The 26,598-nt window shown below is 73.4% G+C and carries 20 protein-coding genes; 14 read left to right on the top strand and 6 right to left on the bottom strand.

Translation table 11 applies throughout. The features are described from left to right. Nucleotides 1-47 precede the first annotated feature (47 nt). Nucleotides 48-2,534 carry a DNA helicase PcrA gene (gene pcrA / locus ACLHRZ_RS38285; protein ID WP_490423194.1) on the top strand — a complete coding sequence of 829 codons (2,487 nt, stop codon included), beginning with the start codon at nt 48-50 and terminating at the stop codon, nt 2,532-2,534. A 73-nt stretch (nt 2,535-2,607) separates the two neighbouring features. Here the strand turns inward: pcrA and ACLHRZ_RS38280 are convergent, their stop codons facing one another. Next, entirely contained in the window at nt 2,608-4,023 is a 1,416-nt protein-coding gene (locus tag ACLHRZ_RS38280) for a M23 family metallopeptidase (protein ID WP_490423193.1), read from the bottom strand. Between the two features lie 195 nt (nt 4,024-4,218). Beyond that, nucleotides 4,219-5,016, bottom strand: a complete 798-nt coding sequence (locus tag ACLHRZ_RS38275; protein WP_490423192.1) for an esterase/lipase family protein — start codon at nt 5,014-5,016, stop codon at nt 4,219-4,221. 375 nt (nt 5,017-5,391) lie between these two features. On the opposite strand from ACLHRZ_RS38275, the gene icmB reads away from it, so the two are divergent. Further along, nucleotides 5,392-5,802: a coenzyme B12-dependent isobutyryl CoA mutase small subunit gene (icmB, locus tag ACLHRZ_RS38270; protein WP_171078963.1), complete on the top strand. Its 411-nt coding sequence runs from the start codon at nt 5,392-5,394 to the stop codon at nt 5,800-5,802. Nucleotides 5,803-5,840: 38 nt separating this feature from the next. Here icmB and ACLHRZ_RS38265 read toward each other — a convergent pair whose 3' ends face one another. Both ACLHRZ_RS38265 and ACLHRZ_RS38260 read right to left on the bottom strand, forming a co-directional pair. Next, nucleotides 5,841-7,451: a DUF5691 domain-containing protein gene (locus ACLHRZ_RS38265; protein ID WP_490423191.1), complete on the bottom strand. Its 1,611-nt coding sequence runs from the start codon at nt 7,449-7,451 to the stop codon at nt 5,841-5,843. A gap of 13 nt (nt 7,452-7,464) precedes the next feature. Then, complete coding sequence (locus tag ACLHRZ_RS38260) at nt 7,465-8,871, bottom strand: SWIM zinc finger family protein (RefSeq protein ID WP_490423190.1); 1,407 nt, start codon at nt 8,869-8,871, stop codon at nt 7,465-7,467. 157 nt (nt 8,872-9,028) lie between these two features. On the opposite strand from ACLHRZ_RS38260, the gene ACLHRZ_RS38255 reads away from it, so the two are divergent. From ACLHRZ_RS38255 to ACLHRZ_RS38230, 6 genes are all read left to right on the top strand, one after another. Then, nucleotides 9,029-10,156, top strand: a complete 1,128-nt coding sequence (locus tag ACLHRZ_RS38255) for an ATP-binding protein (RefSeq protein ID WP_490423369.1) — start codon at nt 9,029-9,031, stop codon at nt 10,154-10,156. Beyond that, the gene (locus tag ACLHRZ_RS38250; RefSeq protein ID WP_490423189.1) at nt 10,153-12,480 is read left to right on the top strand and encodes a DUF5682 family protein; all 2,328 of its coding nucleotides are present in this window, start codon (nt 10,153-10,155) and stop codon (nt 12,478-12,480) included. Before ACLHRZ_RS38255 ends, ACLHRZ_RS38250 begins: the two co-directional genes overlap by 4 nt. Continuing rightward, nucleotides 12,477-13,655, top strand: coding sequence for a VWA domain-containing protein (locus ACLHRZ_RS38245; protein ID WP_490423188.1), 1,179 nt, complete (start codon nt 12,477-12,479; stop codon nt 13,653-13,655). The genes ACLHRZ_RS38250 and ACLHRZ_RS38245 overlap by 4 nt, the downstream gene beginning before the upstream one ends. 205 nt (nt 13,656-13,860) lie before the next feature. After that, a complete protein-coding gene (gene sucC / locus ACLHRZ_RS38240; RefSeq protein ID WP_490423187.1) occupies nt 13,861-15,039 on the top strand; it encodes an ADP-forming succinate--CoA ligase subunit beta in 1,179 nt (392 codons plus the stop codon). Between the two features lie 20 nt (nt 15,040-15,059). Continuing rightward, complete coding sequence (gene sucD, locus ACLHRZ_RS38235) at nt 15,060-15,944, top strand: succinate--CoA ligase subunit alpha (protein ID WP_490423186.1); 885 nt, start codon at nt 15,060-15,062, stop codon at nt 15,942-15,944. Nucleotides 15,945-16,117: 173 nt separating this feature from the next. Then, the gene (locus ACLHRZ_RS38230) at nt 16,118-18,079 is read left to right on the top strand and encodes a cell division protein PerM (protein ID WP_490423185.1); all 1,962 of its coding nucleotides are present in this window, start codon (nt 16,118-16,120) and stop codon (nt 18,077-18,079) included. Between the two features lie 101 nt (nt 18,080-18,180). Here ACLHRZ_RS38230 and ACLHRZ_RS38225 read toward each other — a convergent pair whose 3' ends face one another. After that, nucleotides 18,181-18,942, bottom strand: coding sequence for a hypothetical protein (locus ACLHRZ_RS38225; RefSeq protein WP_490423184.1), 762 nt, complete (start codon nt 18,940-18,942; stop codon nt 18,181-18,183). 240 nt (nt 18,943-19,182) lie between these two features. On the opposite strand from ACLHRZ_RS38225, the gene purN reads away from it, so the two are divergent. Further along, on the top strand, nt 19,183-19,809 hold the full coding sequence (purN, locus tag ACLHRZ_RS38220) for a phosphoribosylglycinamide formyltransferase (RefSeq protein WP_490423183.1): 627 nt from the start codon (nt 19,183-19,185) through the stop codon (nt 19,807-19,809). Nucleotides 19,810-19,814: 5 nt separating this feature from the next. Then, entirely contained in the window at nt 19,815-21,380 is a 1,566-nt protein-coding gene (purH, locus tag ACLHRZ_RS38215) for a bifunctional phosphoribosylaminoimidazolecarboxamide formyltransferase/IMP cyclohydrolase (RefSeq protein ID WP_490423182.1), read from the top strand. A gap of 77 nt (nt 21,381-21,457) precedes the next feature. On the opposite strand, the gene ACLHRZ_RS38210 is transcribed toward purH, so the two are convergent. Further along, on the bottom strand, nt 21,458-22,090 hold the full coding sequence (locus ACLHRZ_RS38210) for an RDD family protein (protein ID WP_490423181.1): 633 nt from the start codon (nt 22,088-22,090) through the stop codon (nt 21,458-21,460). Between the two features lie 96 nt (nt 22,091-22,186). Here ACLHRZ_RS38210 and ACLHRZ_RS38205 point away from each other — a divergent pair, with 96 nt between their 5' ends. The 4 genes from ACLHRZ_RS38205 to ACLHRZ_RS38190 all read left to right on the top strand — a co-directional run bounded on the left by ACLHRZ_RS38205 (nt 22,187) and on the right by ACLHRZ_RS38190 (nt 26,565). Then, a complete protein-coding gene (locus ACLHRZ_RS38205) occupies nt 22,187-23,056 on the top strand; it encodes a bifunctional methylenetetrahydrofolate dehydrogenase/methenyltetrahydrofolate cyclohydrolase (protein WP_490423180.1) in 870 nt (289 codons plus the stop codon). Continuing rightward, nucleotides 23,046-23,558: a DUF3017 domain-containing protein gene (locus tag ACLHRZ_RS38200; RefSeq protein ID WP_490423179.1), complete on the top strand. Its 513-nt coding sequence runs from the start codon at nt 23,046-23,048 to the stop codon at nt 23,556-23,558. The genes ACLHRZ_RS38205 and ACLHRZ_RS38200 overlap by 11 nt, the downstream gene beginning before the upstream one ends. Nucleotides 23,559-23,666: 108 nt before the next feature. Beyond that, nucleotides 23,667-24,881, top strand: coding sequence for an NADP-dependent isocitrate dehydrogenase (locus ACLHRZ_RS38195; protein ID WP_490423178.1), 1,215 nt, complete (start codon nt 23,667-23,669; stop codon nt 24,879-24,881). Between the two features lie 412 nt (nt 24,882-25,293). Further along, nucleotides 25,294-26,565, top strand: coding sequence for a helix-turn-helix domain-containing protein (locus tag ACLHRZ_RS38190; RefSeq protein WP_490423177.1), 1,272 nt, complete (start codon nt 25,294-25,296; stop codon nt 26,563-26,565). Nucleotides 26,566-26,598: the final 33 nt, after the last annotated feature.

Genomic DNA, 26,598 nt, shown 5'->3' with positions numbered 1-26,598 from the left:
CGGATCCGGGACCGGCTGTCGGCGGGGCGGCCTAGACTCGGGAGGCGATGAGCAGCCTCTTTGACGACAGCTTCCTGGCGGACCTGGCCCCCTCCGACGAGGGGCACCCTCCGCCGCCCCCGGAGGACGACGCGGCCCCCGAGCCCCTGCCGGACGACCTGTTCGGCGGGGCGTTCGACGCGCCCGTCCCCCGCGAGGCGTACTACCGCGACGGCGCCGTGCGCCCGGCCGTCGATCCGGCGGCTCTGCTGGAGGGGATGAACGAGCAGCAGCGCGAAGCCGTGGTGCACACGGGCTCGCCGCTGCTGATCGTCGCCGGCGCCGGCTCCGGCAAGACGCGCGTCCTCACCCACCGCATCGCCCATCTGCTGGGCGCGCGCGGCGTGCACCCGGGCCAGATCCTCGCGATCACCTTCACCAACAAGGCCGCGGGCGAGATGAAGGAGCGCGTCGAGCAGCTCGTCGGCCCGCGGGCGAACGCGATGTGGGTGATGACCTTCCACAGCGCATGCGTGCGGATCCTGCGCCGCGAGAGCAAGAAGCTGGGCTTCACGTCCTCCTTCTCGATCTACGACGCGGCCGACTCCAAGCGGCTCATGGCGCTCGTCTGCCGCGACCTGGACCTCGACCCGAAGAAGTTCCCGCCGAAGTCCTTCAGCGCGAAGATCTCCAACCTCAAGAACGAGCTCATCGACGAGGAGGCCTTCGCCGGGCAGGCCGCTGGGGGCACCTCCCAGACGGAGTCTGGGGGAGGTTTCGAGAAGACGCTCGCCGAGGCCTACACGATGTACCAGGCGCGGCTGCGCGAGGCCAACGCCCTGGACTTCGACGACATCATCATGACCACCGTGCACCTGCTGCAGGCCTTCCCGGACGTGGCGGAGCACTACCGGCGCCGCTTCCGGCACGTCCTGGTCGACGAGTACCAGGACACCAACCACGCCCAGTACACGCTCATCCGCGAGCTGGTCGGCACGCCGGAGACCGCGGGCGAGGAGGGCCCCGGCGAGCTGTGCGTCGTCGGTGACGCCGACCAGTCGATCTACGCCTTCCGCGGCGCCACCATCCGCAACATCCTCCGGTTCGAGGAGGACTACCCGGCCGCCACCACGATCCTGCTCGAGCAGAACTACCGCTCCACGCAGACGATCCTCAACGCCGCCAACGCGGTCATCGAGCGCAACGAGAACCGCCGCCCGAAGAATCTGTGGACCGAGGCCGGCGAGGGCACCGCCATCACCGGCTACGTCGCCGACACCGAGCACGACGAGGCCCAGTTCGTCGCCGACGAGATCGACCGGCTGACGGACGCCGGCGACGCCAAGGCGGGCGACGTGGCCGTCTTCTACCGGACCAACGCCCAGTCCCGCGTCTTCGAAGAGATCTTCATCCGCGTCGGCCTGCCCTACAAGGTCGTCGGCGGCGTGCGCTTCTACGAGCGCAAGGAGGTCCGCGACGTCCTGGCCTACCTGCGGGTGCTCGCCAACCCCGAGGACACCGTGCCGCTGCGGCGCATCCTCAACGTGCCCAAGCGCGGCATCGGCGAGCGCGCCGAAGCCATGATCGACGCCCTGTCGCTGCGCGAGAAGGTCAGCTTCGCGCAGGCGCTGCGCCGCGTGGACGAGGCCTACGGCATGGCCGCCCGCTCGGCGAACGCCGTCAAGCGCTTCAACGTCCTGATGGAGGAGCTGCGCACGGTCGTCGAGTCCGGCGCCGGGCCCGCCACGATCCTGGAGGCGGTGCTGGAGCGCACGGGCTACCTCGCCGAACTCCAGGCCTCCACCGACCCGCAGGACGAGACCCGCATCGAGAACCTCCAGGAACTCGCGGCCGTCGCCCTGGAGTTCGAGCAGGAGCGCACGGAGGAGGAGCCGGGCACCCTGGCCGACTTCCTGGAGAAGGTCGCGCTCGTCGCCGACTCCGACCAGATCCCCGACGAGGACGAGGAGGGCGCCGGTGTCATCACGCTGATGACCCTGCACACGGCCAAGGGCCTGGAGTTCCCGGTCGTCTTCCTCACGGGCATGGAGGACGGCGTCTTCCCGCACATGCGCGCCCTCGGTCAGACCAAGGAGCTGGAGGAGGAGCGCCGGCTCGCCTACGTGGGCATCACGCGGGCCCGCGAACGGCTGTACCTGACCCGGTCGAGCATGCGCAGCGCGTGGGGCCAGCCCTCCTACAACCCGCCGTCGCGGTTCCTGGAGGAGATCCCCGACAAGTACGTGACCTGGCGGCGCACCGGGCCGGCGACGCCGTCGGCGACCATGGGGTCGCTGAACTCCGGCTCCGGCTCCGTGTTCTCGTCGTCGCGCGGTTCCGCCAAGTCCGGCCCGAGCGGGTTCGCGACGCGGCGCGCCAAGGACCGTCCGGTGGTCTCGCTGGCCATCGGGGACCGCGTCACGCACGACTCGTTCGGGCTCGGCACGGTCGTCGCGGTCAAGGGCAGCGGGGACAACGCCGAGGCGACGATCGACTTCGGCGAGGAGAAGCCGAAGCGGCTGCTTCTGCGGTACGCGCCGGTGGAGAAGCTTTAGCGTTCGGCTGCGGGTCGGCCGTGGCTGGTCGCGCAGTTCCCCGCGCCCCTGACGGGGCGCGGGAGCGGGCCTCTTACGTCGGGTCCAGGTCGTGGCCGCGGAGCCACGGCAGGGGGTCCACTGCCGAGCCGCCCGGGCGGACCTCGAAGTGGAGGTGCGGGCCCGTGGAGTTGCCGGAGTTGCCGGAATAGGCGATGACGTCCCCGGCCTTGACCTTCCCCGAGCGCAGTTTGTAGCTGCTCAGATGGCAGTACCAGGTCTCGATGCCGTCCGCGGACGTCACCTTCGCCATGTTGCCGTAGGCCACGTTGTACTGCGTGCTGACCGTGCCGTCGGTGGCGGCCATGACCGGGGTGCCGTAGCTGACGGGGAAGTCGATGCCGGTGTGCACCGACATCCAGTTGACGCCCGCCTGTCCGAAGTAGGCGCTCAGGCCGTGCTGGCTGACGGGGAGCGCGAACTTCGGGCGCTCCGCCTCTTTTCGGGCGGCTTCCTCCGCCTTGCGTTTGCGCTCCTCCTCCTGGCGGGCCTGGAGGTCGAGCCGCTCCTGGTTGCGGCTGGCGCGGGAGGCGAAGTCGTCGGCGCCCTTGCTGAGACCGGCGAGCTGGGTGTCCAGCTTGCTGTTGGCCGCGGAGAGCTTCACCGGCTGCTCGGGGGCGGCGGCCTGCGTGTGCGGGGTGTCCTTGTGCCCGCCGGCCGCCACGGACGCGGCGGCGATCCCGGCCACGCCCATGACGGCCACCGAGGGCACGGCGACCGTGAGGAGCGCCCGGCGGCGGGGGCGGTAACCGGCGCGCGAGGCCGCGCCCTTGCGGCGGCTGCGGGCGGGGGAGGCCGGGGGCGGCTCCGCCGCCGGGGCCTCCGGCTCCTCCATGTCGAGGACCGACATGGTGCAGGTCTCGGCGTCGGCCACACCGGAGAACCCGGGGACGGCCGAGACGACGGAGACGTCGGTCATGAGCGTCGGAGTCGGCATGGCCGCGGGGGCCGGCTCCGGGGCCGCCGCCTCCGGCACGGGCTCGGCGTAGCTGCCGGTGTCCCAGGCCTGGGTCTGCGAGTAACCGGTGAAGTCCCACTGGGCGGAGGAGTTCCAGGACGGGAAGTACCCGGAGGTGTCCCAGGACTGCGTCATGGCCTGGTCGACGGGCTGCTGCTGCGCGCCGTACGTGTCGTACGAACCGGCCGTGGCCCAGCCGCCTCCCTCGGCCACCGCCGAAGGGGCGCCCAGCCCGGCCGACTGCCCGCCGTCGCCGAGGTCGTAGCCGCTGAAGTCCCAGGTCTGGGTCTGCCCGGTCGCGGCGCCCCAGGCGCTGGCGGTCTCCCAGTGTCCCGAACCGCCGGAGGCGTATGTGTCGTAGGCGTATCCGGCATAGCCCTGCGGTGCGTTGTCCTGCTGCTCGTACGGCGATGTGGCGTAGTGCCCGTAGGAGGAGGCATCAGGAGCGGGAACGGTCGGAGCCGGGCCCGCCGACGGGTGACGGTCGTTCACCACCACTTCCATTTCGCCTTGGGGGCAGGAGAATTAGCGGCGACTGTACCCGGCGGTATGCGACGGCGACAATCTTCCCCACGTTTCGGGCATGCGGACGCCGGGCATTTAGCCGCCTTTCGGCGGACTGAACCCGGGCGGCTCGACTTGACGTTCGATATACGTTCGACAATAGGGCGTCCGGGCCCCCGTCGGTCAGGCCACCGAGGCCGCCCCGGCGCGGCCGTCCGCCGTCTCCTCCGTGGTCAGCGCCTGCCGGATGCCGGCGGCCACCTCCGTGTGCACGGGGAGGGCGAGATGACCCACGCCGCTCACCCGCACACTGCGCGAGACCAGATCCGGATGATCGATCCGTGCAGTCTCCACCGGGATCATGATGAGATCGAGATCGCTCCAGAAACTGACGAATTGGGTGCCGCATTGCGGCGCCGGTTGCGCGAGCTCCGCGACGATCTCGGAATCGGGGCGCATCTGCCGGGCCAGCGGGTGCCCGGGCACGGTGCGTGCCAGGTGCGTGCCGGCGTGCGGGGTGCCGAGCGTGACCAGGGTGCGCACCCGGGTGTCGCCGCCCATCCGCTGCACGTAGTACCGGGCGATCAGACCGCCGAGGCTGTGCCCGACGACGTCGACCTGCGGGCTGCCGGTGCGGGCGCAGGCCTCCTCGACGTGCCGGGCGAGGAGCACGGCCGCGGCGCGGACATCGCACGTCAGCAGCGAGAAGTTGAGGGTCTGGACGTGCCGCCAGCCGTGCCGCCGCAGGGAGCGGCGGAGCAGGACGAAGACCGAGCGGTTGTCGATGAAGCCGTGGAGGAGGAGCACCGGCGGGCGGTCCTCGTCGTCGCCCTCCTGCCCGCTCGGCGGAGCGGCGACGGCCGGCGGCGGAGGACGGCGCTCCTGCGTCAGGCCCGTGGGGTAGAGCAGGACGTGCACCGTGAGGATCAACAGCTCGAGCACCGTGGAGCGCAACAGCGCGGCAGAAGGGCGCACGAGCATGCGGAGCAAGGGCAAGGCCCCCATTGGCCGACCTCCCGAACGGCACACATGCAGGGCTGCCTTCCCCCGTGTGCCCTGGCGGGCAGCTGTGCGCTGCCTGCCGCACCGCTGAGCCATGCGGCTGGGACGGCCCTGCGGCGCGGCGGCCTCGTCGCGGCTCCCCTCGTGGCCGCCCCGCAGTCCGGCGGCTCTGGAGATCCGGGCGGCGCTGCGGCCCGTGAGACGCGGGAAACGGGAGCGGTGAGTAGCGAACGTGGTGTCCCACGTGTGATTTCCCCCTCGCTCTCCACCGTGAAACGGCCGGTTGCGGGATGCTGTGGATAACGTTCGTTCACATCCCCGGCCGGTTGGCGGCGGTAGTGCATGGAGGCAGTGATGGGAGTGACCGGTCCGATCCGCGTGGTGGTGGCCAAGCCGGGGCTCGACGGCCATGATCGCGGCGCCAAGGTCATCGCGCGGGCGCTGCGCGACGCGGGCATGGAGGTGATCTACACCGGGCTCCACCAGACGCCCGAGCAGATCGTCGACACCGCCATCCAGGAGGACGCCGACGCGATCGGGCTGTCCATCCTCTCCGGCGCGCACAACACCCTGTTCGCCAAGGTGCTGGAGCTGCTGCGGGAGCGCGACGCCGAGGACATCAAGGTCTTCGGCGGCGGCATCATCCCGGACGAGGACATCCCGCCGCTCAAGGCGCTGGGGGTCGCGGAGATCTTCACCCCGGGCGCCACGACGACATCGATCGTGGAGTGGGTCAACGCCAACGTGCGCCACGCTGTGGGCTGATCGGGTACGGGGCCCGGGCCGGCGCCCGGGCCCCCGCCCTACACCGCGGGGCCTGCCAGCTCCTCCCGCATCACCCCCCGCAGCCGCAGCGTGCCCACGAGCCGGCGGAACGCCTCCGCCCAGTACCCGGAGGCTCCCGGCGGAGCCGACTCCGCATCCGGCACCGAGGTGAGCCCCTCCAGCCGCCCGGCCTCCGCCGGGTCGAGGCAGCGCTCCGCCATGCCCATCACCCCGCTGAAGCTCCACGGGTAACTCCCCGCGTCCCGCGCGATGTCGAGCGCATCCACCACCGCTCTCCCCAGCGGCTCCGCCCACGGCACCGCGCACACCCCCAGCAGCCGGAACGCGTCCGACAGCCCGTGCGCGGCGATGAAGCCGGCCACCCAGGCGGCCCGTTCGGCGGGCGGCAGGGCCGACAGCAGCTTCGCCGGGTCGCGCCACGTCGCGCCCTCCGGCGCGGGCGGCGCCGCCGCCGGACCCAGCAGCGCCCTCGCCCACTCCGCGTCCCGCTGCCGCACGGCCGCCCGGCACCAGGCCGCGTGCAGATCGGACTGCCAGCCGTCGGCCACCGGCAGGGCCACCGCTTCGGCCGCGCCCGCGACACCGAGCCGCTCGTACCAGGTCGTCAGGGGAGCGGCCTCGACCAGCTGGGTCAGCCACCACGACCGCTCGCCCCTGCCGGACGGCGGCTTGGCGGCCACGCCGTCCCGCTGCATCGCACTGTCGCACTCGTGCGGCGCCTCCACCGCTATGCACCGGTCCTCGCGGGCGCCCGCGCGGTCCAAGGCCACGCAGGCACGGGCCCGTTCGGCCATGCGGGCCGCGAGGGCCGAGCCGGGCAGGGCGGACAGGAGCTCGGCCGTCAGGGTCCGCACATTGCGGCTGCGGTCGGACAGGGCCTGCTCCAGGAACGGCTCGTCCGCGAGGGAGAGGCCCTCCCGCAGCGTGTCGAGGAACATCAGCCGGTCCTCCGCGCGCTCCTCGGCCCACGTGGTGGCCAGCAACTCCCGGGCCGCCGCCGGATCGCCGCGCCGCAGGGACGCCAGCAGGGCGGCCCGCTCGGCGAACAGGCCCTCGTGCCACACCTGTTCACCGGCCACCGGGGGAAGCGCCGCGCTGCCCGCCACGGCGCCGCGCAGGGCGTACGCCCACTGCGGGTTGAGCCGGGCCAGCCACAGGGCGCGCGGCCCGGCCAGGGCGAGGGCCGCCGCCCGCAGGTCGCTGCGGGCCCGCGCCGCGTCGAGCAGGCCGGGCAGCAGGGCGGCGGGGACCCGGTAGCCGCGGCCGTTGGCGGCGGCGAGCCACTGCGGCAGCAGCTCGGTCAGGTCGGGCGCGGAGCCCTGACGGCCCCCGCCGCCGGGGCCCGCCCGGTCGGCCAGCAGCAGTGCCAACCGCCGGGCGGCGGCGGCCGGAAGCAGCGGCCGCGGATCGTCCGGAGCGGCCTCGGGACGCGCCCTCGCCGCGGCCGGCAGCAGGGCGGCGCGCCGCTGCACCGTGCGCAGCGCGGCCTCGTCCAGCAGTGCCGCCGCGGGCTCCTGCCCCGGGCGCGGCTGCACGGGCGGGGTGCGCCGCTCGGTGCCGAGCAGCGCGGCGGCGACGAGATCGTCCCAGGCGGGTGCGTGCGGGGCGGTGCGGGAAGTGATGGTCATGCCTCGGTTCCCTTCACAGTGTCACGAGTTCCGGCGCCCACGTGGCCAGCGGTGCGAAGCCCCGGTGACCGCATTCACCGAAGACCGTCACCGGGCCGCCGCCGGATATCGCCGCGAGCTGCCACAGGCCCGTACGGTCGCTGCACCGCGGGTCGACCGGGAGCGCCGAATCGCCGCCGGAATCGGCGAGTTGCCAGCCGTGCTCCGGATCCGGGACCGGGACCACGTCCGACAGGACCACCGGCCAGGCGTCCAGCCAGGGATCGTCGCGCAGCGCCTCGCCGTAGGCGCGCAGGGCCGCCTCCGTGCCGACCCCCGGCGGGGGCGCGGGGGAGGGGGCGGGCGGTGCGTGGCGTGCACCCAGGACGGCCCGCAGCGGGCGGGCCGACGGGTGGAAGGCGAGGTCGGCGTCCAGCACGAGGCCCGTGGGCAGCGAGAGTTCGGGTGCCCGGCCCCCTCCTCCGTAGGAGAGGAGCAGCGCCATCCGGCCCGTCGCGGTGCCGTGGAGCCAGATGCGACGCGTGATCAGCCGGCCGTCGTCACCGTCCTGCCGGGCCAGGACGAGCCAGCGGTCGCGGACGGGCGGGGCCGAGGCCAGCACGGCGGCCGCGTCCGTACTGACGCCGACGCGGCTGCGCACCGTCGCCGCGAGCGGTCCGGGGAGCCGGTCCGCCTGCAGGAAGCCCTGGTTGAGGGCGTGGAGCAGGGCGCACTCCTCCAGCAGCCGCGACGCCCGGGCCGCGCCTGCACCGGGCCCGCCCGCGCCCGCGCCCGACAGCGACGCCAACTCCCTTGTGCGCGAGGCCAGTCCCGGCGCCTGGGCGTCGACCATGCGGGCGGCCGTCTCCTCCCACTGCCCGTACGCGGACCCCTCGGCGGCCGCGAGGCCGTGCCGCAGCAGATCCACCAGCCGCTGCTCCAACTCCACGGCGCCCGCGGCCATGCGCTGTGCCCGGCGGTCCGCCCGGCGCCGGGCCGGCTCGCCGCCGGCCGTGGGTCCCGCGGATCCGCCGCCCGGCTCCTCCGCGGCCTCCGCCGACTGCCGGGCGCGCTGCCGCCGCCGGTCCAGCCAGGCCCCGGCCCAGGCCGGGGGATCCCCCGCCGCGGCCGGCACGGCCTCCTCGCCCGAGGACCACAACAGCAGCAGCCCCAGCGCGTGTTTGCACGGGAACTTGCGGCTCGGGCACGTGCAGTGGAAGCCCGGACCGGCCTCGCCCGCCAGGTCCACGACCGTCCGGTACGGCGTGCTGCCGCTGACTCTGCACTCCCCCCACACCGCGCCCGCACCCCCCTCCGTGCGGGCGCCCGCACCCGACCACGGGCCCGGCACCCCGAGCCGTGCGCCCGCCTTGCGTGATGCGGCGTCAGGTGCGAGCGCGAGCACCTGATCCTCCGTCCGGCGTTCCCCCTGCGGATTCATGCCGACCATGCTGGACCCAGGCACTGACAATCGGCCTCGGAGCAGCGAAACCGCTGGTCAGGGCGATTGTCAGTGGGCTGGTGCAGGGTTGGTCACGCATCCCGGAACCGCACGACGAGGGGGACTTGTGACCGTGTCCGGAATCCCAGCCACCACCATGCCTTCCACGCTCTCCGCACCTTCCGCGCCTCCCGTTCCGACCGAGACGCAGGCCCTGCGCCCGCATGCCGAGGACGCCTTCGCGGACGAGCTCGCGGCCCTCGCAGCCGCCGACGACCGTCCCAGGCCCGCCCGTTGGCGCCTGTCGCCCTGGGCCGTGGCCACGTACCTGCTCGGCGGCACGCTGCCCGACGGCACCGTGATCACGCCCAAGTACGTGGGCCCGCGCCGCATCGTGGAGGTCGCCGTCACCACGCTCGCCACCGACCGCGCGCTGCTGCTCCTCGGCGTGCCCGGCACGGCCAAGACCTGGGTCTCCGAGCACCTGGCCGCCGCCGTCAGCGGCGACTCCACCCTTCTGGTGCAGGGCACCGCGGGCACCGCCGAGGAGGCCATCCGCTACGGCTGGAACTACGCCCGGCTCCTGGCCCACGGCCCCAGCCGCGAAGCGCTCGTACCCAGTCCCGTCATGCGTGCCATGGCGGAGGGCCTCACGGCCCGCGTCGAGGAGCTCACCCGCATCCCGGCCGACGTCCAGGACACCCTCATCACCGTCCTCTCCGAGAAGACCCTGCCCATCCCCGAACTGGGCGAAGAAGTCCAGGCAGTTCGCGGCTTCAACCTCATCGCCACCGCCAACGACCGCGACCGCGGCGTCAACGAGCTCTCCAGCGCGCTCCGCCGCCGCTTCAGCACCGTCGTCCTGCCCCTGCCCGAGACCCCCGAGGCCGAGGTCGACATCGTCGCCCGGCGCGTCGAACAGCTCGGCCGCGCCCTCGACCTGCCGGCCGCGCCGGACGGGGCGGACGAGATCCGGCGCGTCGTCACGGTCTTCCGCGAGCTGCGCGACGGGGTCACCACGGACGGCCGCACCAAGGTCAAGTCGCCCTCGGGCACGCTCTCCACGGCCGAGGCCATCTCCGTCGTCACCGGCGGCCTGGCGCTCGCCGCGCACTTCGGCGACGGGGTGCTGCGCGCCGGTGACGTGGCCGCGGGAATCCAGGGCGCGGTCGTCCGCGATCCGGCTGCCGACCGGCTGGTCTGGCAGGAGTACCTGGAGACGGTCGTCCGCGAGCGGGACGGCTGGAAGGACTTCTACCGCGCGTGCCGCGAGGTGTCCGCATGACCACGGCCCCCGCCCTGCTGGGCGTCCGCCACCACGGCCCGGGCTCGGCCCGCGCCGTCCGGGCGGCCCTCGACCGGTGCCGTCCGGCCGCCGTCCTGATCGAGGGCCCGCCGGAGGCGGACGCGATCGCCCGCCTCGCCGCGGACCCGCACATGCGCCCGCCCGTGGCCCTCCTCGCCCACGCCGCCGACGACCCCGGCCGCGCCGCGTTCTGGCCGCTCGCCGAGTTCTCCCCGGAATGGGTGGCGCTGCGCTGGGCCCTGTCCCGTGATGTGCCGGTGCGCTTCATCGACCTGCCGGCCGTCAACTCGCTAGCCCTGAGCGCGGAGCCGGACCCTGCGGACCCGCCGGACTCTGCGGACCCGACAGACCCGACAGACCCGCCGGACCCAACGGACCTGCCGGACCCGCCTGTCCCGTCCCGTCACGACGACCCCCTCGGCGCGCTCGCCGCAGCCGCCGGATACGACGACGCGGAGGTCTGGTGGGAGGACGCCGTCGAGCACCGGCACGAGTGCGGCGCCGGCAGTGATGCCCTGGCGCCCTTCCGTGCCCTCGCCGAGGCCATGGCGGAGTTGCGGGCGGACAGCGGATCCGTCGGCGCACGGGACGCGGTGCGGGAAGCGCACATGCGGCTGAAACTCCGTGAGGCACGGCGGGAGTTCGGGGACGGTGTCGCCGTCGTGTGCGGCGCCTGGCATGTGCCGGCCCTCGCCGAGAAGCGGACGGTGGCGTCCGACCGGCAGCTGCTCAAGGGGTTGCCGAAGGTCAAGGCGTCGATCGGCTGGGTGCCGTGGACGCACCGGCGGCTGGCCCGGCGCAGTGGGTACGGTGCCGGGATCACCGCGCCCGGCTGGTACGCGCACCTCTTCCGCGCGCCCGACCGGTTCGTCGAGCGCTGGATGACCACGGTCGCCCGGCTGTTGCGCGAGGAGGACCGTCCCGTCTCCTCGGCCCACGTCATCGAGGCCGTGCGGCTCGCCGGGACCCTCGCCGCGATGAGCGGGCGCCCGCTGGCCGGGCTCGCCGAGGCGGCCGACGCCGTGCGCGCGGTGATGTGCGACGGATCCGACGTGCCGCTCGCCCTCGTACAGGACCGCCTCGTCATCGGCGACGTGCTCGGCGAAGTCCCCGGATCCGCACCGGCCGCGCCCCTCCAGCGCGACCTGGACCGGCTGCAGCGCAGCCTCCGGATGAAACCCGAAGCCGCCGTCCGCGAGCGCGAGTTCGACCTGCGCAGCGACAATGATGCCGCCCGCAGCAGGCTGCTGCACCGCCTGCGGCTGCTCGGCGTCGGCTGGGGCGAGCCCGTGCGCTCGCGCGGCTCGCTCGGCACCTTCCGGGAGACCTGGCGGCTGTGCTGGGAGCCCGAGTTGGCCGTCCGGGTCGCCGAAGCCGGCATCTGGGGCACGACGGTGGAGGGCGCGGCCACGGCCAGGGCCGAGTCCCTGGCCCGCGAGTCCACCGCCCTCGCCGAGGTCACGGCGCTGGCCGAGCAGTGCCTGCTCGCCGGTCTCGCCGACGCGCTCCCGGCCGTCATGCGCGCCCTCGCCGACCGGGCCGCGCTCGACACGGACGTGAGCCATCTGGCCCGGGCGCTGCCCGCGTTGGTCCGCTCCGTGCGCTACGGGGACGTCCGCCGCACCGGCACCGTCGCTCTCGGCGAGGTGGCCGAGGGGATCGCCGAGCGGGTCTTCGTCGGGCTCCCCGCCGCCTGCGCGGGGCTCGACGCGGACGCGGCGGCGGAGATGCGGGGGCACGTCGACGCGGTGCACCAGGCCGTCGGCCTGCTCGGCAAGGAGCCGCTGCGCGAGCGCTGGGCCGCCGTCCTCGGCACCCTCGCCGCCCGCGAGCACCTGCCCGGGGGCATCAAGGGCCGGGCCGCCCGGCTGCTGCTGGACGACGGCCGCCTCACCGAGGAGCGGGCCGCCCGGCTCATGGGCCTCGCGCTCTCCGCCGGCACCGTCCCGGCCGAAGCGGCCGCCTGGATCGAGGGGTTCACCGGCGGCGGCGGTTCCGGCGGCATGCTGCTCGTCCACGACGAGCGTCTCCTCGCCCTCGTCGACACCTGGCTCACCGGCGTACCGCCCGACGCGTTCACGAACGTCCTGCCCTTGCTGCGCCGCACCTTCTCCGCCCACGAACCGGGGGTGCGCCGCGCCCTCGGCGAGCTGATCCGCAGAGGCGGCGCGGGCGCACCGGCACCGGGCGGGGACGGCCTGCCCGGCTTCGGCCCCGGGCTCGACGCCGGGCGGGCGGCGGCCGTCCTGCCCACGCTGCGCCTGCTGTTGGGCCTCGATGCCACCGGGGGAGTACCACGATGAATGCCAAAGCCACCGCCACTGATACAGCTACAACCACCGCCACCGCCGAGCGGCTGCGCCGCTGGCGCCTCGTGCTCGGCGACGACAGCGGCGCCGACGGCACCGGCTGCACCCTCGCCGGCACCGACGCCGCCATGGACCGCACCCTGCAGGCCCTCTATGGAGACCGCTCCGGCGAGGACCGGCGCGACGCCGGGCTCGGCGGCTCCGCGCCGCGGATCGCCCGCTGGCTGGGGGACATCCGCACGTATTTCCCGACGTCAGTCGTTCAGGTGATGCAGCGCGACGCCATCGAGCGGCTGGGCCTGTCCGCCCTGCTGCTGGAGCCCGAGCTGCTGGAGGCCGTCGAGGCGGACGTCCATCTCGTCGGCACCCTCCTCTCCCTCGACCGGGCCATGCCCGAGACGGCGAAGGAGACCGCGCGGGCCGTCGTCCGCAAGGTCGTCCAGGATCTGGAGCGCCGCCTGGCGTCCCGTACCCGGTCCACCCTCACCGGCGCCCTCGACCGTTCCTCCCGCGTCGCCCGCCCCCGCCACCGCGACATCGACTGGGACCGCACGATCAGGGCCAACCTCAAGCACTACCTGCCCGAGCACCGCACGGTCGTCCCCGAGCGGCTGATCGGCCACGGGCGTGCGGCGCAGTCCCTGCGCAAGGAGGTGGTGCTGTGCATCGACCAGTCCGGCTCGATGGCCGCCTCCGTCGTCTACGCCTCGGTCTTCGGCGCCGTCCTGGCCTCGATGCGGGCGCTCGACACCCGGCTGGTCGTCTTCGACACCTCCGTAGTGGACCTCACCGACCAGCTGGCCGATCCGGTGGACGTCCTTTTCGGCACCCAGCTCGGCGGCGGCACGGACATCAACCGCGCCCTCGCCTATTGCCAGTCCCGCATCACCCGCCCGGCCGAAACGGTGGTGGTCCTGATCAGTGATCTCTACGAGGGCGGGATCCGGGACGGGATGCTCGGACGGGTGGCGGCCATGAAGGCTTCGGGCGTGCAGTTCGTGTCCCTGCTGGCGCTCTCCGACGAGGGGGCTCCCGCCTACGACCGCGAGCACGCGGCGGCGCTGGCCGCCCTCGGCGCCCCCGCCTTCGCCTGTACGCCGGATCTCTTCCCCGACGTAATGGCAGCGGCCCTGGAGAAACGTCCGCTGCCGATACCCGAAGCCGGATGACGCCTCCGCCTGTGAGGCTAATCACGGCCGGAGTGTGACCTCTGATTTAGGGCCGCCCCTCCGGCGGGGATAACCTGCGAGACGGACATGCCGCATCAACGGTGATCGTGTGCCGCCCTCGTAATAGATCGCGTCCTCACGCTGCCGCGCGGCACGCCCGCGCAGACAACGAACCGCGATATCCATGGAAAAGGGACGGACGCGCGTGGACCTGTTCGAGTACCAGGCGAGGGACCTCTTCGCCAAGCACGGTGTACCGGTGCTGGCCGGTGAAGTCATCGACACGCCTGAGGCGGCGCGCGAGGCCACTGAGCGTCTGGGCGGCCGTTCGGTCGTCAAGGCTCAGGTGAAGGTCGGCGGCCGCGGCAAGGCCGGCGGCGTGAAGCTGGCCGCCACCCCGGACGAGGCCGTCGCCCGCGCGACGGACATCCTCGGCATGGACATCAAGGGCCACACGGTCCACAAGGTCATGATCGCCGAGACCGCTCCGGAGATCGCCGAGGAGTACTACGTCTCGTACCTCCTCGACCGGACCAACCGCACCTTCCTGGCCATGGCGTCGGTCGCCGGCGGCATGGACATCGAGGAGGTCGCCGCGACGACCCCCGAGAAGCTCGCCAAGGTCCCGGTCGACTCCAACGAGGGCGTCACCCTCGAGAAGGCCCGCGAGATCGTCGCCCAGGCGAAGTTCCCGGCCGAGGTCGCCGAGCAGGTCGCCGAGGTCATGGTGACCCTGTGGAAGACCTTCGTCGCCGAGGACGCCCTCCTCGTCGAGGTCAACCCGCTCGCCAAGGTCGCCGACGGCCGCGTCATCGCCCTCGACGGCAAGGTCTCCCTGGACGCCAACGCCGAGTTCCGCCAGCCGGACCACGAGGCGCTGGAGGACAAGGACTCCGCCAACCCGCTCGAGGCGGCCGCCAAGGCCAAGGGCCTGAACTACGTCAAGCTCGACGGCCAGGTCGGCATCATCGGCAACGGCGCGGGCCTCGTGATGAGCACCCTGGACGTCGTCGCGTACGCCGGTGAGAAGCACTCGGGCGTCAAGCCCGCCAACTTCCTCGACATCGGTGGCGGCGCCTCCGCCGAGGTGATGGCGGACGGTCTCGAGATCATCCTCGGGGACCCGGACGTCAAGTCCGTCTTCGTCAACGTCTTCGGTGGCATCACCGCGTGCGACGAGGTCGCCAAGGGCATCGTCCAGGCCCTGGAGCTGCTGAAGTCCAAGGGCGAGAACGTCACCAAGCCGCTGGTCGTGCGCCTCGACGGCAACAACGCGGAGCTGGGTCGCAAGATCCTTTCCGACGCCAACCACCCGCTGGTGCAGCGTGTGGACACCATGGACGGCGCGGCCGACAAGGCCGCCGAGCTGGCTGCGGCTAAGTAAGGGACGAGGACTCCACAACCATGGCTATCTTCCTCACCAAGGACAGCAAGGTCATCGTCCAGGGGATGACCGGCGCCACGGGCATGAAGCACACCAAGCTCATGCTGGCCGACGGCACCGACATCGTCGGCGGTGTGAACCCGCGCAAGGCCGGCACGAGCGTCGACTTCGACGGCACCGAGGTGCCCGTCTTCGGCTCGGTCGCCGAGGCGATGGAGAAGACCGGTGCCGACGTCACCGTCGTCTTCGTGCCCCCGGCCTTCGCCAAGGCCGCCGTGGTCGAGGCGATCGACGCCGGGATCGGCCTGGCCGTCGTGATCACCGAGGGCATCGCCGTCCACGACTCCGCCGCCTTCTGGGCGTACGCGGGCTCGAAGGGCAACAAGACCCGGATCATCGGCCCGAACTGCCCCGGTCTCATCACCCCGGGCCAGTCCAACGCCGGCATCATCCCGGGCGACATCACCAAGCCCGGCCGCATCGGTCTCGTGTCCAAGTCCGGCACGCTGACCTACCAGATGATGTACGAGCTCCGTGACATCGGCTTCTCCTCGGCCGTCGGCATCGGTGGCGACCCCGTCATCGGCACGACCCACATCGACGCGCTCGCCGCGTTCGAGGCCGACCCCGAGACCGACCTGATCGTCATGATCGGCGAGATCGGCGGCGACGCCGAGGAGCGGGCCGCGGACTTCATCAAGGCGAACGTCACCAAGCCGGTCGTCGGCTACGTGGCTGGTTTCACCGCGCCCGAGGGCAAGACGATGGGCCACGCCGGCGCCATCGTGTCCGGCTCGTCCGGCACCGCCCAGGCGAAGAAGGAGGCCCTCGAGGCCGCCGGTGTGAAGGTCGGCAAGACCCCGTCGGAGACGGCCCGCCTGGCGCGCGCCGCCCTCGCCGGCTGACTCTCCGCCGCTTCGGCCGCTGAGCCGGACCGTGGGCCCGCACCCCTGCGACGGGGGTGCGGGCCCACGGCCGTTTCCGGTGCTCGCGGCCGTGGTGAGGGCCTGCGGACGCGACACGACGGCCATGTGACCGATACCCGGACCAAAGCCGCGTTCTTGGCAGCATGTCCCTCGTGACCCATTACGCCGACCCTGGCCCGTTGTTCCCGTCGCACCAACGGTCCGCCCTGCGCGGACAGTCCGCGATGAGCACGGTCTTCCTCGGCGGCGTGGTCGCCGCGGGGCTGGGGCTCGGGGCCTTCGCCGTGGGCGTCCTGGTGCTGTGGATCATCTCCCCGTACCCCGACAGCGGGCCCACGGGGGCGCTGCGCGTCGCCGCCGACCTGTGGATGCTGGCGCACGGCGCCGAGCTCGTCCGGACCGAGACGCTGACCGGCGCGCCCGCACCCGTCGGGCTGACGCCGCTGCTGCTCTCCCTCGTGCCGTGCACCCTGCTCTACCGCACGGCACGGCACGCGCTGGAGCCGGTCGGCGACGAGTTGCCGGAAGAGGACGAGGGCGGCGCGTTCGTCTGTGTGGAGGACCTCATGCGCGCGGATGAGGCCGCGGCGGAGGGGACCACGGGCACGGCGGAGGAGGCCGGACGGGTCCAGGAGACCGAACGGCCCCCGGCCCCCCGGCTCCCGGTGCGCACCGCGCTCGGCGTCTACCTGGGCGGCTATCTGCTCGTGGGCACCGCCGCCGCGCTCTACGCCGCCCCGTCCCCCGTGCACGTCTCGCCGCTGAGCGCACTGCTCCATCTGCCGCTGTTCGCCGCACTGTTCGCGGCCGCCGGGATGTGGGCGGCCGCGGGCTGGCCGGCGTGGAAGCCGGCCGGGCGCGCGCGGCGCGTGGTGGAGGCGGTGCCCGGGTGGGTGCGCCGCTGGTTCACGCGCCGCCGCATGATCGCGATCCTGTGGACCGCCGCCGTCGGCACGGCCGCGCTGCTCGCCGAGGGGATGCTGGTCGTCGCCGTGTCGCTGGCCGTGCACGCGGGCGGGGTGCGGGAGGCCTTCGCCCAGCTCGCGGCGGGCTGGGCCGGGCGGGTGTCGGTGGGGCTGCTGAGCTTCGTGCTGCTGCCCAACGCCGTGGTCTGGGCGGTGGCGTACGTGCTCGGGGCCGGGTTCGGCGCCGGTACGGGCAGTGTGGTCGCGCCGCTCGCCGTGCACAGCCACCACCCCGTGCTGCCGCACTTCCCGCTGCTCGCGGCGCTGCCGGGGCCGGGGGCCGCGGGGCCGCCGGCGGTGGTGGCCTCGGTGGTGCTGTCGGTCGCGGCGGGGGCGGCCGTCGCCCATGCCGCGGTGCCGGGGCGGCCGGTCGTGGCGGGGCGCCGCGAGGTGACCGTGACGGCCGCGCTCGGGGCGGTGCTCTGCTCGGTGCTGATCACCTTGCTGGCGTACGCCTCGGCCGGTTCCCTCGGCACGTCCGTCCTCGCGCGCTTCGGCCCGTCGTGCCTGCACACGGGCGAGGCGGCGCTGATGTGGACGGCCTCGGTCGGGGTGCCGGGCGCGCTGGTGCTGCGGTGGCTGCGGCGGCGGGCGGAGCGCAGTGCGGAGGTGCCTGCGGCGGAAGCCGTGGCCGAGACGCCTGTGGCCGATGAGCAGCCGGAGGAGTCGGCGCCGCCTCGGGCGCGGGCCAGGGCGCGGGCGCGGGCCAGGCGGCGGCCGGCGTGGCCGGTGCGGGCCTACCGGGCCACTGCGGCGTGGTTCGGCTTCGCGGCCGGGGGCGGGGCCGCCGAGCCGGCCGTGACGTACGCGTCGGAGACGCTGCCGCTGAAGCCGACGGTGGAGGAGGCGGTGGCTGCCGCCTCGGCGGCTCCCGCCGGGGCGGAATCAGAGGAGACGGAGGCGGACGCGCCGCCGCCCGCGCGACGGCGGCGGGCCAAGCCGCAGCCGAAGCGGGCGTTCCGGGGCCGCCGTCGCAAGGCGACGGGGCACGGGGCGGTGCCGATCCCCGGGTCGGTGTTCTCGGCCTCGTACCACGGGCCGCCGACGGAGACATGGCACGAGACCGGGTCCCGGCGGGTGCGGTGGGCTGCGCTCAAGGAGTCGGGGGGCGGGCTGATGCCCGATTTTGAGCCGCAGGACGGGGACTGATCGGGGCGGTGCTTCGGGTGCGGGTGCGTTGTGGTTGCTCGCGCCCACGCGGCGGAGCCGCAAATTCAGCAGAGCCCCGCGCCCCTTACGGGGCGCAGCCCCTAATCCTGCACCTCCAGCAGCGGTCGCAGCTGCTTCGGCAGGTGCGTCTCGCACGCCTGGCGCGACGTCTGCGTCAGGGCGTCGTCCACGCACGTGTAGTAGTCGCGGTACGCCAGCTGGAAGGCGAACGTCGTCGCCACGATCACCAGGGCCAGGCCGCCCGTGACCAGGCCGCTCACGGCTGCCGTGGTCTGGGGGCGGAAGCCGCCCGGCGGGGGCGGCGGGGCGTCCGGGTCGCGGGGCTTCGGCTTGGCGCGCAGGGAGCTGACGGCCCAGTAGACCGAGAGCGCGCCCAGCAGCAGGGCCACCTGCGGGATGCTGAACAGGGCGAAGAAGAAGCCCCACATGCCCGCCAACAGGGCGTAGCGGGCGCGCCGTTGGGCCGGGTCCGTCGGGTCCCAGCGCAGGCCGCCGTTGCCGCCGGGCAGCGGGCCCTGCGGGCCGCCGCCGGGGCCGCCGCCGAAGCCGCCGTCGTGGCGGCCGGGCTGGCGGCTGCTCCACTGGCTGCCCCAGCCGGGGGGCTGCTCCCCGGAGCCGTCCCCGGAGGAACCGGAGGAGCCGTCCTCCCCGGAGGGCGTTCCGGAGGACTTCCGCGGCTGCCAGGGGCGGTCCGCCTGGCCCTCGGGCGGCGGCGCGAAGGGGTTGTCGTCCCGGGAATCCCGGTGGTCCGCGGGCGGCGCCTGTCGGTCGTGCGGCATGCGGAACGCCTGCGCGGCGGGCAGCGGGGGGCGGTGAGCCGCGTGGCGGCGTCGGTCCGGCATGTGGAGTGTGTCTTCCCCTGGTCTCGTCGTCCTGCACTTCGAGCCTACGGCGGCGTGCGTGAAGCGCCCGCTTGCAGACGCTACCTCCCGTGCGTGCCCCCGTCCCGTGGGGGCCGGGCGGTGTGCCGGTATCGTTGCTGGCGGCCGTCGGCTTCGTAGGGATCCCCGTATCGGGGAGCCTCTCCTTTTCGTACGTCCATACAAACCAGTTGTCCCGCCCCGCGAGAAAGGGCCCCCGCCGTGGATGCCCCTGCTGGACGTCCTGCCCGCCTCGTCGTGCTGGTCTCGGGTTCCGGTACGAACCTGCAGGCCCTGATCGACGCCATCGCCGCCGATCCTGGCTACGGTGCGCGGATCGTGGCCGTGGGTGCCGACCGGGACGGCATCGCCGGGCTGGAGCGCGCCGAGCGCGCCGGGCTGCCCACCTTCGTCTGCCGGGTGCAGGACCACCCCACGCGGGAGGCCTGGGACGCGGCGCTCGCCGAGGCGGTGGCCGGGTACGAGCCGGACCTGGTGGTGTCCGCCGGCTTCATGAAGGTCGTGGGGGAGGCCTTCCTGGCCCGGTACGGCGGGCGGACGGTCAATACCCACCCCGCTCTGCTGCCCAGCTTTCCCGGCGCCCACGCCGTGCGCGACGCGCTCGCGTCCGGGGTGAAGGTGACCGGCTGCACCGTCCACTTCGTCGACGAGGGCGTCGACACCGGACCCGTCATCGCGCAGGGTGTGGTGGAGGTCAGGGACGAGGACGACGAATCCGCGCTGCACGAGCGGATCAAGGAAGTCGAGCGACAGCTGCTCGTCGAAGTCGTGGGCCGACTGGCCCGGCACGGCTACCGCATAGAGGGACGAAAGGTACGGATCCAGTGAATCCCGTGACCGCCGAAGGCACCAAGCGGCCCATCCGCCGCGCGCTGGTCAGCGTCTACGACAAGACGGGGCTGGAGGAGCTCGCCCGCGGCCTGCACGCGGCGGGCGTCGAACTCGTCTCGACGGGCTCGACGGCCGGGAAGATCGCCGCGGCGGGCGTCCCGGTCACCAGGGTGGAGGAGCTCACCGGCTTCCCCGAGTGCCTGGACGGGCGCGTCAAGACCCTGCACCCGCGCGTCCACGCGGGCATCCTCGCCGACCAGCGCCTCGACGCGCACCGCGAGCAGCTCGCGGAGCTGGGCGTCGCGCCGTTCGAGCTCGTGATCGTCAACCTCTACCCGTTCCGGGAGACCGTCGCCTCCGGCGCCACCCCGGACGAGTGCGTCGAGCAGATCGACATCGGCGGCCCGTCGATGGTCCGCGCCGCCGCCAAGAACCACCCGTCCGTGGCCGTGGTCGTCGACCCGGCCCGTTACGACGACGTCCTCGCGGCCGTCGCCGCCGGCGGCTTCGACCTCGCGCAGCGCAAGCGCCTTGCTGCGCAGGCCTTCCAGCACACCGCCGCCTACGACGTGGCGGTGGCCGGCTGGTTCGTCACCGACTACGCCGCCGCCGACGACAGTGGCTTCCCCGAGTTCGCCGGCGCCGTCTACTCCCGCTCCAACGTGCTGCGTTACGGCGAGAACCCGCACCAGCCCGCCGCCCTCTACACCGACGGGGACGGCAAGGGCCTGGCCTCCGCCGAGCAGTTGCACGGCAAGGAGATGTCGTACAACAACTACGTCGACACCGAGGCCGCCCGCCGGGCCGCGTACGACCACGACGAGCCCTGCGTCGCGATCATCAAGCACGCCAACCCCTGTGGCATCGCGACCGGTTCGGACGTCGCCGAGGCGCACCGCAAGGCCCACGCCTGCGACCCGCTGTCGGCGTTCGGCGGCGTCATCGCCGTCAACCGCCCGGTGTCGGTGGCCATGGCCGAGCAGGTCGCGGAGATCTTCACCGAGGTCATCGTCGCCCCTGCCTACGAGGACGGCGCGGTCGAGGTGCTGGCCCGCAAGAAGAACATCCGCGTGCTGCGCTGCCCCGACGCCCCGTGCGCGGTCAAGGAGGTCCGGCCGATCGAGGGCGGCCTGCTGCTGCAGGTGAAGGACCGGCTGCAGGCCGAGGGCGACGACCCGGCGCACTGGACGCTGGCGACGGGCGAGCCGCTGTCCGAAGCGGAGCTGGCCGAGCTGGCGTTCGCGTGGAAGGCGTGCCGCGCGGTGAAGTCCAACGCGATCCTGCTGGCCAAGGACAGTGCGACCGTCGGCGTGGGCATGGGCCAGGTCAACCGGGTCGACTCCGCCAAGCTGGCCGTCCAGCGCGCCGGCGAGGAGCGGGCGCGCGGTTCGTACGCCGCCTCGGATGCGTTCTTCCCGTTCCCGGACGGGCTGGAGGTGCTCACGGCCGCGGGCGTCAAGGCCGTTGCGCAGCCGGGTGGTTCGGTTCGTGACGAGCAGGTGGTGGAGGCAGCGAAGGCGGCCGGGGTGACCATGTACTTCACCGGTACGCGGCACTTCTTCCACTGACGCGGTACTTCGGCTGCGGGCCGTCCTCGGTTGCTCGCGCAGTCCCCGCGCCCCTTTCGGGGCGCGGGGCCGTGCCCTCAGCGGGTGCGGATCACCACCGTGCCGACCATCTTGTCGGCGAACGTCTGGTTCTTCTCGTCCCACAGCGGCCACAGGTAGCCGAGGTAGAGGAACCCGTCGAAGAAGTGGCACAGGTTGCGCACGAAGGTCATGCCGAAGCCGAGCGGCATGCCGTCGCGCTCGCGCAGGACGGCGATGTTCATCGCCTTCTTGCCGGGCGTCTGGCCGGTCTTGCCCTGGCGGTACAGCATCCAGAAGCCGATGATCATGCCGACGAGCCAGCCGACGCCCATCAGCGCCATGCCGCCGAACATCTCGCCCTTCGACGACGGCTCGCAGACGGAGTAGCCGTCGGTGCTGAACGTGCAGCTGCGGTGGGCGCCCATGATGATCATCACGAACCCGGCGACGAACAGGGCCATCGGCACCAGCCCGCCTATCAGGCCGTCGAGCATCGTCGCGCCCACGCGCGACCACCAGCCCGCCAGCGGCGGGCGCTGCGGCATGGCGGGCGGCATCTGCCCGTACGGCATCTGGCCGTACGGTCCCGGCTGCTGGGGGAACGGCGGCGGCGGGTACGCCCCCGGCGGGGGCGGGTAGCCCGGTGCGGCCGGCTGCTGCGGGTACGGGGGGTAGGACGGGTGGGTCACCTGGATCCTTCGAGCGGTGCGGCTGGGGACGGCCGACATCGTAGGCGCAGGCCACCTGAGTGGAACCCGGGCCGTCCCATCCGCGAGGATGGGGCCATGACCGCCCAGATTCTCGATGGCAAGGCCACCGCGGCCGCGATCAAGTCCGAACTCACCGTCCGCGTGGAGGCGCTGAAGGCCGAGGGCGTGCAGCCCGGCCTGGGCACCCTCCTCGTCGGCGACGACCCCGGCAGCAAGTGGTACGTGGCCGGCAAGCACCGCGACTGCGCGGAGGTGGGCATCGCCTCCATCCAGCGCGAACTCCCCGCGACGGCCACCCAGGAGGAGATCGAGGCGGTCGTCCGCGAGCTCAACGAGAACCCCGAGTGCACGGGGTACATCGTCCAACTCCCGCTCCCCAAGGGCATCGACACCAACCGCGTCCTGGAGCTGATGGACCCGGCCAAGGACGCCGACGGCCTGCACCCGATGAGCCTGGGCCGCCTGGTGCTCAACGAGACCGGCCCGCTGCCCTGCACCCCGAACGGCATCATCGAGCTGCTGCGCCGTCACAACGTCGAGATCAACGGCGCGCACGTGGTGGTCGTCGGCCGCGGCATCACCGTCGGCCGGTCCATCGGGCTGCTGCTGACCCGCAGGACCGAGAACGCCACCGTCACCCTCTGCCACACCGGCACCCGCGACCTGTCGGCGCAGCTGCGCAAGGCGGACATCATCGTGGCCGCCGCGGGCGTCGGGCACCTGATCAAGCCGGAGGACGTCAAACCGGGCGCGGCGGTGCTGGACGTGGGCGTCAGCCGGGACGGCGAGGGCAAGATCATGGGCGACGTGGACCCGGGCGTGGCCGAGGTGGCCGGCTGGATCTCCCCGAACCCGGGCGGCGTCGGCCCGATGACGCGCGCCCTGCTGCTGGTCAACGTCGTGGAGGCCGCCGAGCGTGCCGCCGGAATCGACCATGCAGGCTGAGTCCGGCTCCGGCTCCGCGCCCGGCGAGCGCAAGCCCGCCAAGCCCGCCGGGCCCGCCAAGTCCTCCGAGTCCGCCAAGGGCGCGCAGCCGGCCAAGGGCGCCAAGCCGGCGCATCCGGCGTCCCGGCGGCCTCCCCGGCTCACGCAGGACACGGCGCGCCCCGAGGGCGGCGGGCGCGCCGCGCCCGGCGGTGCCCCCGCGCCCGCGCGGCAGTGGCCGCTGCTGGCGGTCATGGCGGGGACCGGGCTGGGCCTGCTGGTCGTCGCCCTCGACGCCTGGCGCGTCGGCGCGATCATCATCGGGCTGGCGATGATCGGCGGCGCGGTGCTGCGCTGGACGCTGCCCTCGGTGGGCATGCTGGCGGTGCGCTCGCGGTTCACGGACCTGTTCACGTACGGCGGGCTGGGCGTGGCGATCGTGCTGCTGGCCCTGATGGCCCAGCCGCACGCCTGGCTGAAGATCCCCTTCCTCGACGACGTGCTGCACTTCACCGTGCAGTAGGAGTGCGTATCTTGAGGGCGAGGTGTTCCCTCCCCGCCTCCGGGCCGGGGAGGGGCGCTGCCTCCCGGCGGGGGACCCCGGCTGCTGCGTGAGAGGGACGGTCCGCTCATGACGAAGATCAAGGTTGCCAACCCGGTCGTCGAGCTCGACGGCGACGAGATGGCCCGCATCATCTGGCAGTTCATCAGGGACCGGCTGGTCCTGCCGTATCTCGATGTCGAGCTGATCCGCTTCGACCTGGGCATCGAGCGCCGCGACGCCACCAACGACCAGGTCACGATCGACGCGGCGCACGCCGTCGCGGAGCACGGCGTCGGTGTGAAGTGCGCGACGATCACGCCGGACGAGGCGCGGGTCGAGGAGTTCGGCCTCAAGGCGATGTACCGCTCGCCCGGCGGCACCCTCCGCTCGATCCTCGGCGGGACGGTCTTCCGCGAGCCGGTCATCGTGGGCAATGTGCCCCGCCCGGTGCCGGGCTGGACGAAGCCGATCGTCGTCGGCCGCCACGCCTTCGGCGACCAGTACCGCGCGACGGACCTCAAGGTCCCGGGCCCGGGCACGCTCACCCTGGCGTTCACCCCGCAGGACGGCTCGGAACCGGTCGAGCTGGAGGTGTACGAGTTCCCGGGCCCGGGTGTGGCGCTGGCGATGTACAACCTGGACGACTCCGTCCGGGACTTCGCGCGGGCCTCGTTCCGCTACGGGCTGGAGCGCGGCTACCCGGTCTACCTGTCCACGAGGAACACGGTCCTGAAGAAGTACGACGGCCGCTTCAAGGACCTCTTCCAGGAGGTCTTCGACGCCGAGTTCCGGGCGGACTTCGAGGCGGGGAAGCTGGTCTACGAGCACCGGACGGTCGACGACATGGTGGCCATGGTGCTGAAGTCGCCGGGCGGCTACGTCTGGGCGTGCAAGAACCACGACGGCGACGTGCCGTCCGGCGTCGTCGCGCAGGGCTTCGGCTCGCTGGGCCTGATGACCTCGGTGCTGATGTCCCCGGACGGCCGGACCGTCACGGCGGAGGCGGCGCACGGCACGGTCACCCGCCACTACCGCCGCCACCAGCAGGGCAAGGAGACCTCGACCAACCCGATCGCCTCCGTCCACGCCTGGACCCGCGGCCTGGCCCACCGCGGACGGCTCGACGGCACCCCCGAGGTCACCGGGTTCGCGCGGGCCCTGGAGCGGGTGTGCACCGAGACGGTCGAGCGCGGCCGGATGACGAAGGACCTGGCCCAGCTGATCGGTCCCGAGCAGCCGTGGCTGACCACCGAGGAGTTCCTCGGCGCGCTGGAGGAGGGTCTGAAGAAGAGTCTGCTGTGAGCCGTGCTTTGACCCCGGCGGTGTGCGGGTAGGAAGAGGGGTGGAGGAGAGCCGGCGACCGGTCCTCCACCCCCGTGGGAGGACAGGCCGCCGCTCGTCCTTGAGGATCATGAAAACGGGAATCCGGATCAATGCCGGCCGGTCCGCTGTGGCCCGGGGGTGACCGTTCCGGTACGAGGTCCGCGTCCCGTACCAAATCCCCGCCGAATATCACCGCCCGGTGACGCGAGTGCCCCCGGGGGCGTGCGACCGGCGAGTTTGATCAACCCCAAATGCCACCGTGCGCCGCCTTGTTGGGAACTGACATGCTGAGTTGTGCCATCCCCCTGGGTAGCCGGAACCGAGGCTGTGGAGGGGGAAGCACGGCGGCACGGGGGAAGACGACGTTCGCATCGGGGGACAGGGGAGGGCAATGCCTCGTTGGAGGGCGCTACCGGAGGAACTCGACCCGCAGGTCCGCGAGTTCGCCGAACAGCTGCGCAGACTCGTCGAGCGGAGCGGTCTGAGCATCGCCGCCGTCGCGGACCGCACCGGCTACAGCAAGACGTCCTGGGAGCGCTATCTGAACGGGCGTCTGCTGCCGCCGCGGGGCGCTGCCGAGGCGCTCGCCGAGGCCACGGGCGCCGACCCGGGCCATCTGGGCACGATGTGGGAGCTGGCCGAGCGCTCGTGGAGCCGCTCGGAGCTGCGGCACGACGTGACGATGGAGGCGATCAAGGTCGCCGAGGCGCGGGCCGCGCTGGGCGCGTTCGGCCCTCCGCCGGAGGCCGAGGGCCGCGGCCGGAAGGGGGGCGGCAGGCGGATCCTGTCCGCCCTGCGCAGCGAGGGCGCATCGCGCGCGGCGGGTTCGACGGCCCAGGCGGCCCCGGCCGCCGGGTCGGCGGAGCCGGAGGGCTCCGCACGCCAGGAGGGGGCGGTGCGGCTCGAAAAGCCGCGTGACGCCGAAGGGGGCGGGTCCGGGGCCTCCGGTACGTCCGAAGGCGCCGCCGCCGGGTCCAGGGCGTCGGGCGGGCGCGGCCGGCCGCTGCTGTCCCGGTCCCGCGAATCGGCCGACGTGCGGGCGAAGGCGATCCCCGTCGACAAGAGCGGTAAGGCCGGCAAGGGCGACAAGAGCAGCAACGACGGCAGGAGCGGCGGGCGCGGCGGCGGCCGTTCCCCGCGGCGCACGGCGGTGCTGTTCGCCCTCGGCGCAGTGGGCACGGCGCTGGTGATCGTCTCCGCGGTGCTGCTGCTCGGCTCGGGCGACGACGGCGGGAAGAAGGCCGAGGGCCCGCTCACCTCGCCGAGTATCAGCAGCAGTCCGGCGCCGGTGCCCGCAGGGGTGAAGTGCACGGGCGCGGAGTGCACGGGCAAGGACCCGGAGGCCATGGGCTGCGGCGGGCAGCACGCGGCGACGGCCGGCTCCACGACGGTGGGCACCTCGTACGTCGAGGTCCGCTACAGCAAGGTCTGCGGTGCCGCCTGGGCGCGGCTGACGCAGGCGGTGCCGGGGGACTCCCTGCGGATAAGCAGCGACGGCGCGACTGCGGTGCGGACCGAGCGCGGCCGGGTGGACCGGGGCACGGACGCGCACACGAACATGGTCCCCGTCGAGGGGCCGGGCCAGGCCACCGCGTGCGTGACGCTGACGTCGGGCCGCAAGGGGTGCACGGTGCCGCGGGCAGCGGCGGGGACGGCGGGTTGACGGGCGGACGGTGAGGCGTCCCACACCGGGTCG

Source organism: Streptomyces sp. AM25, assembly GCF_058146165.1.
Note: the sequence above shows the minus strand (reverse complement) of the source record. Positions and strands in the feature narration are given on the sequence as shown.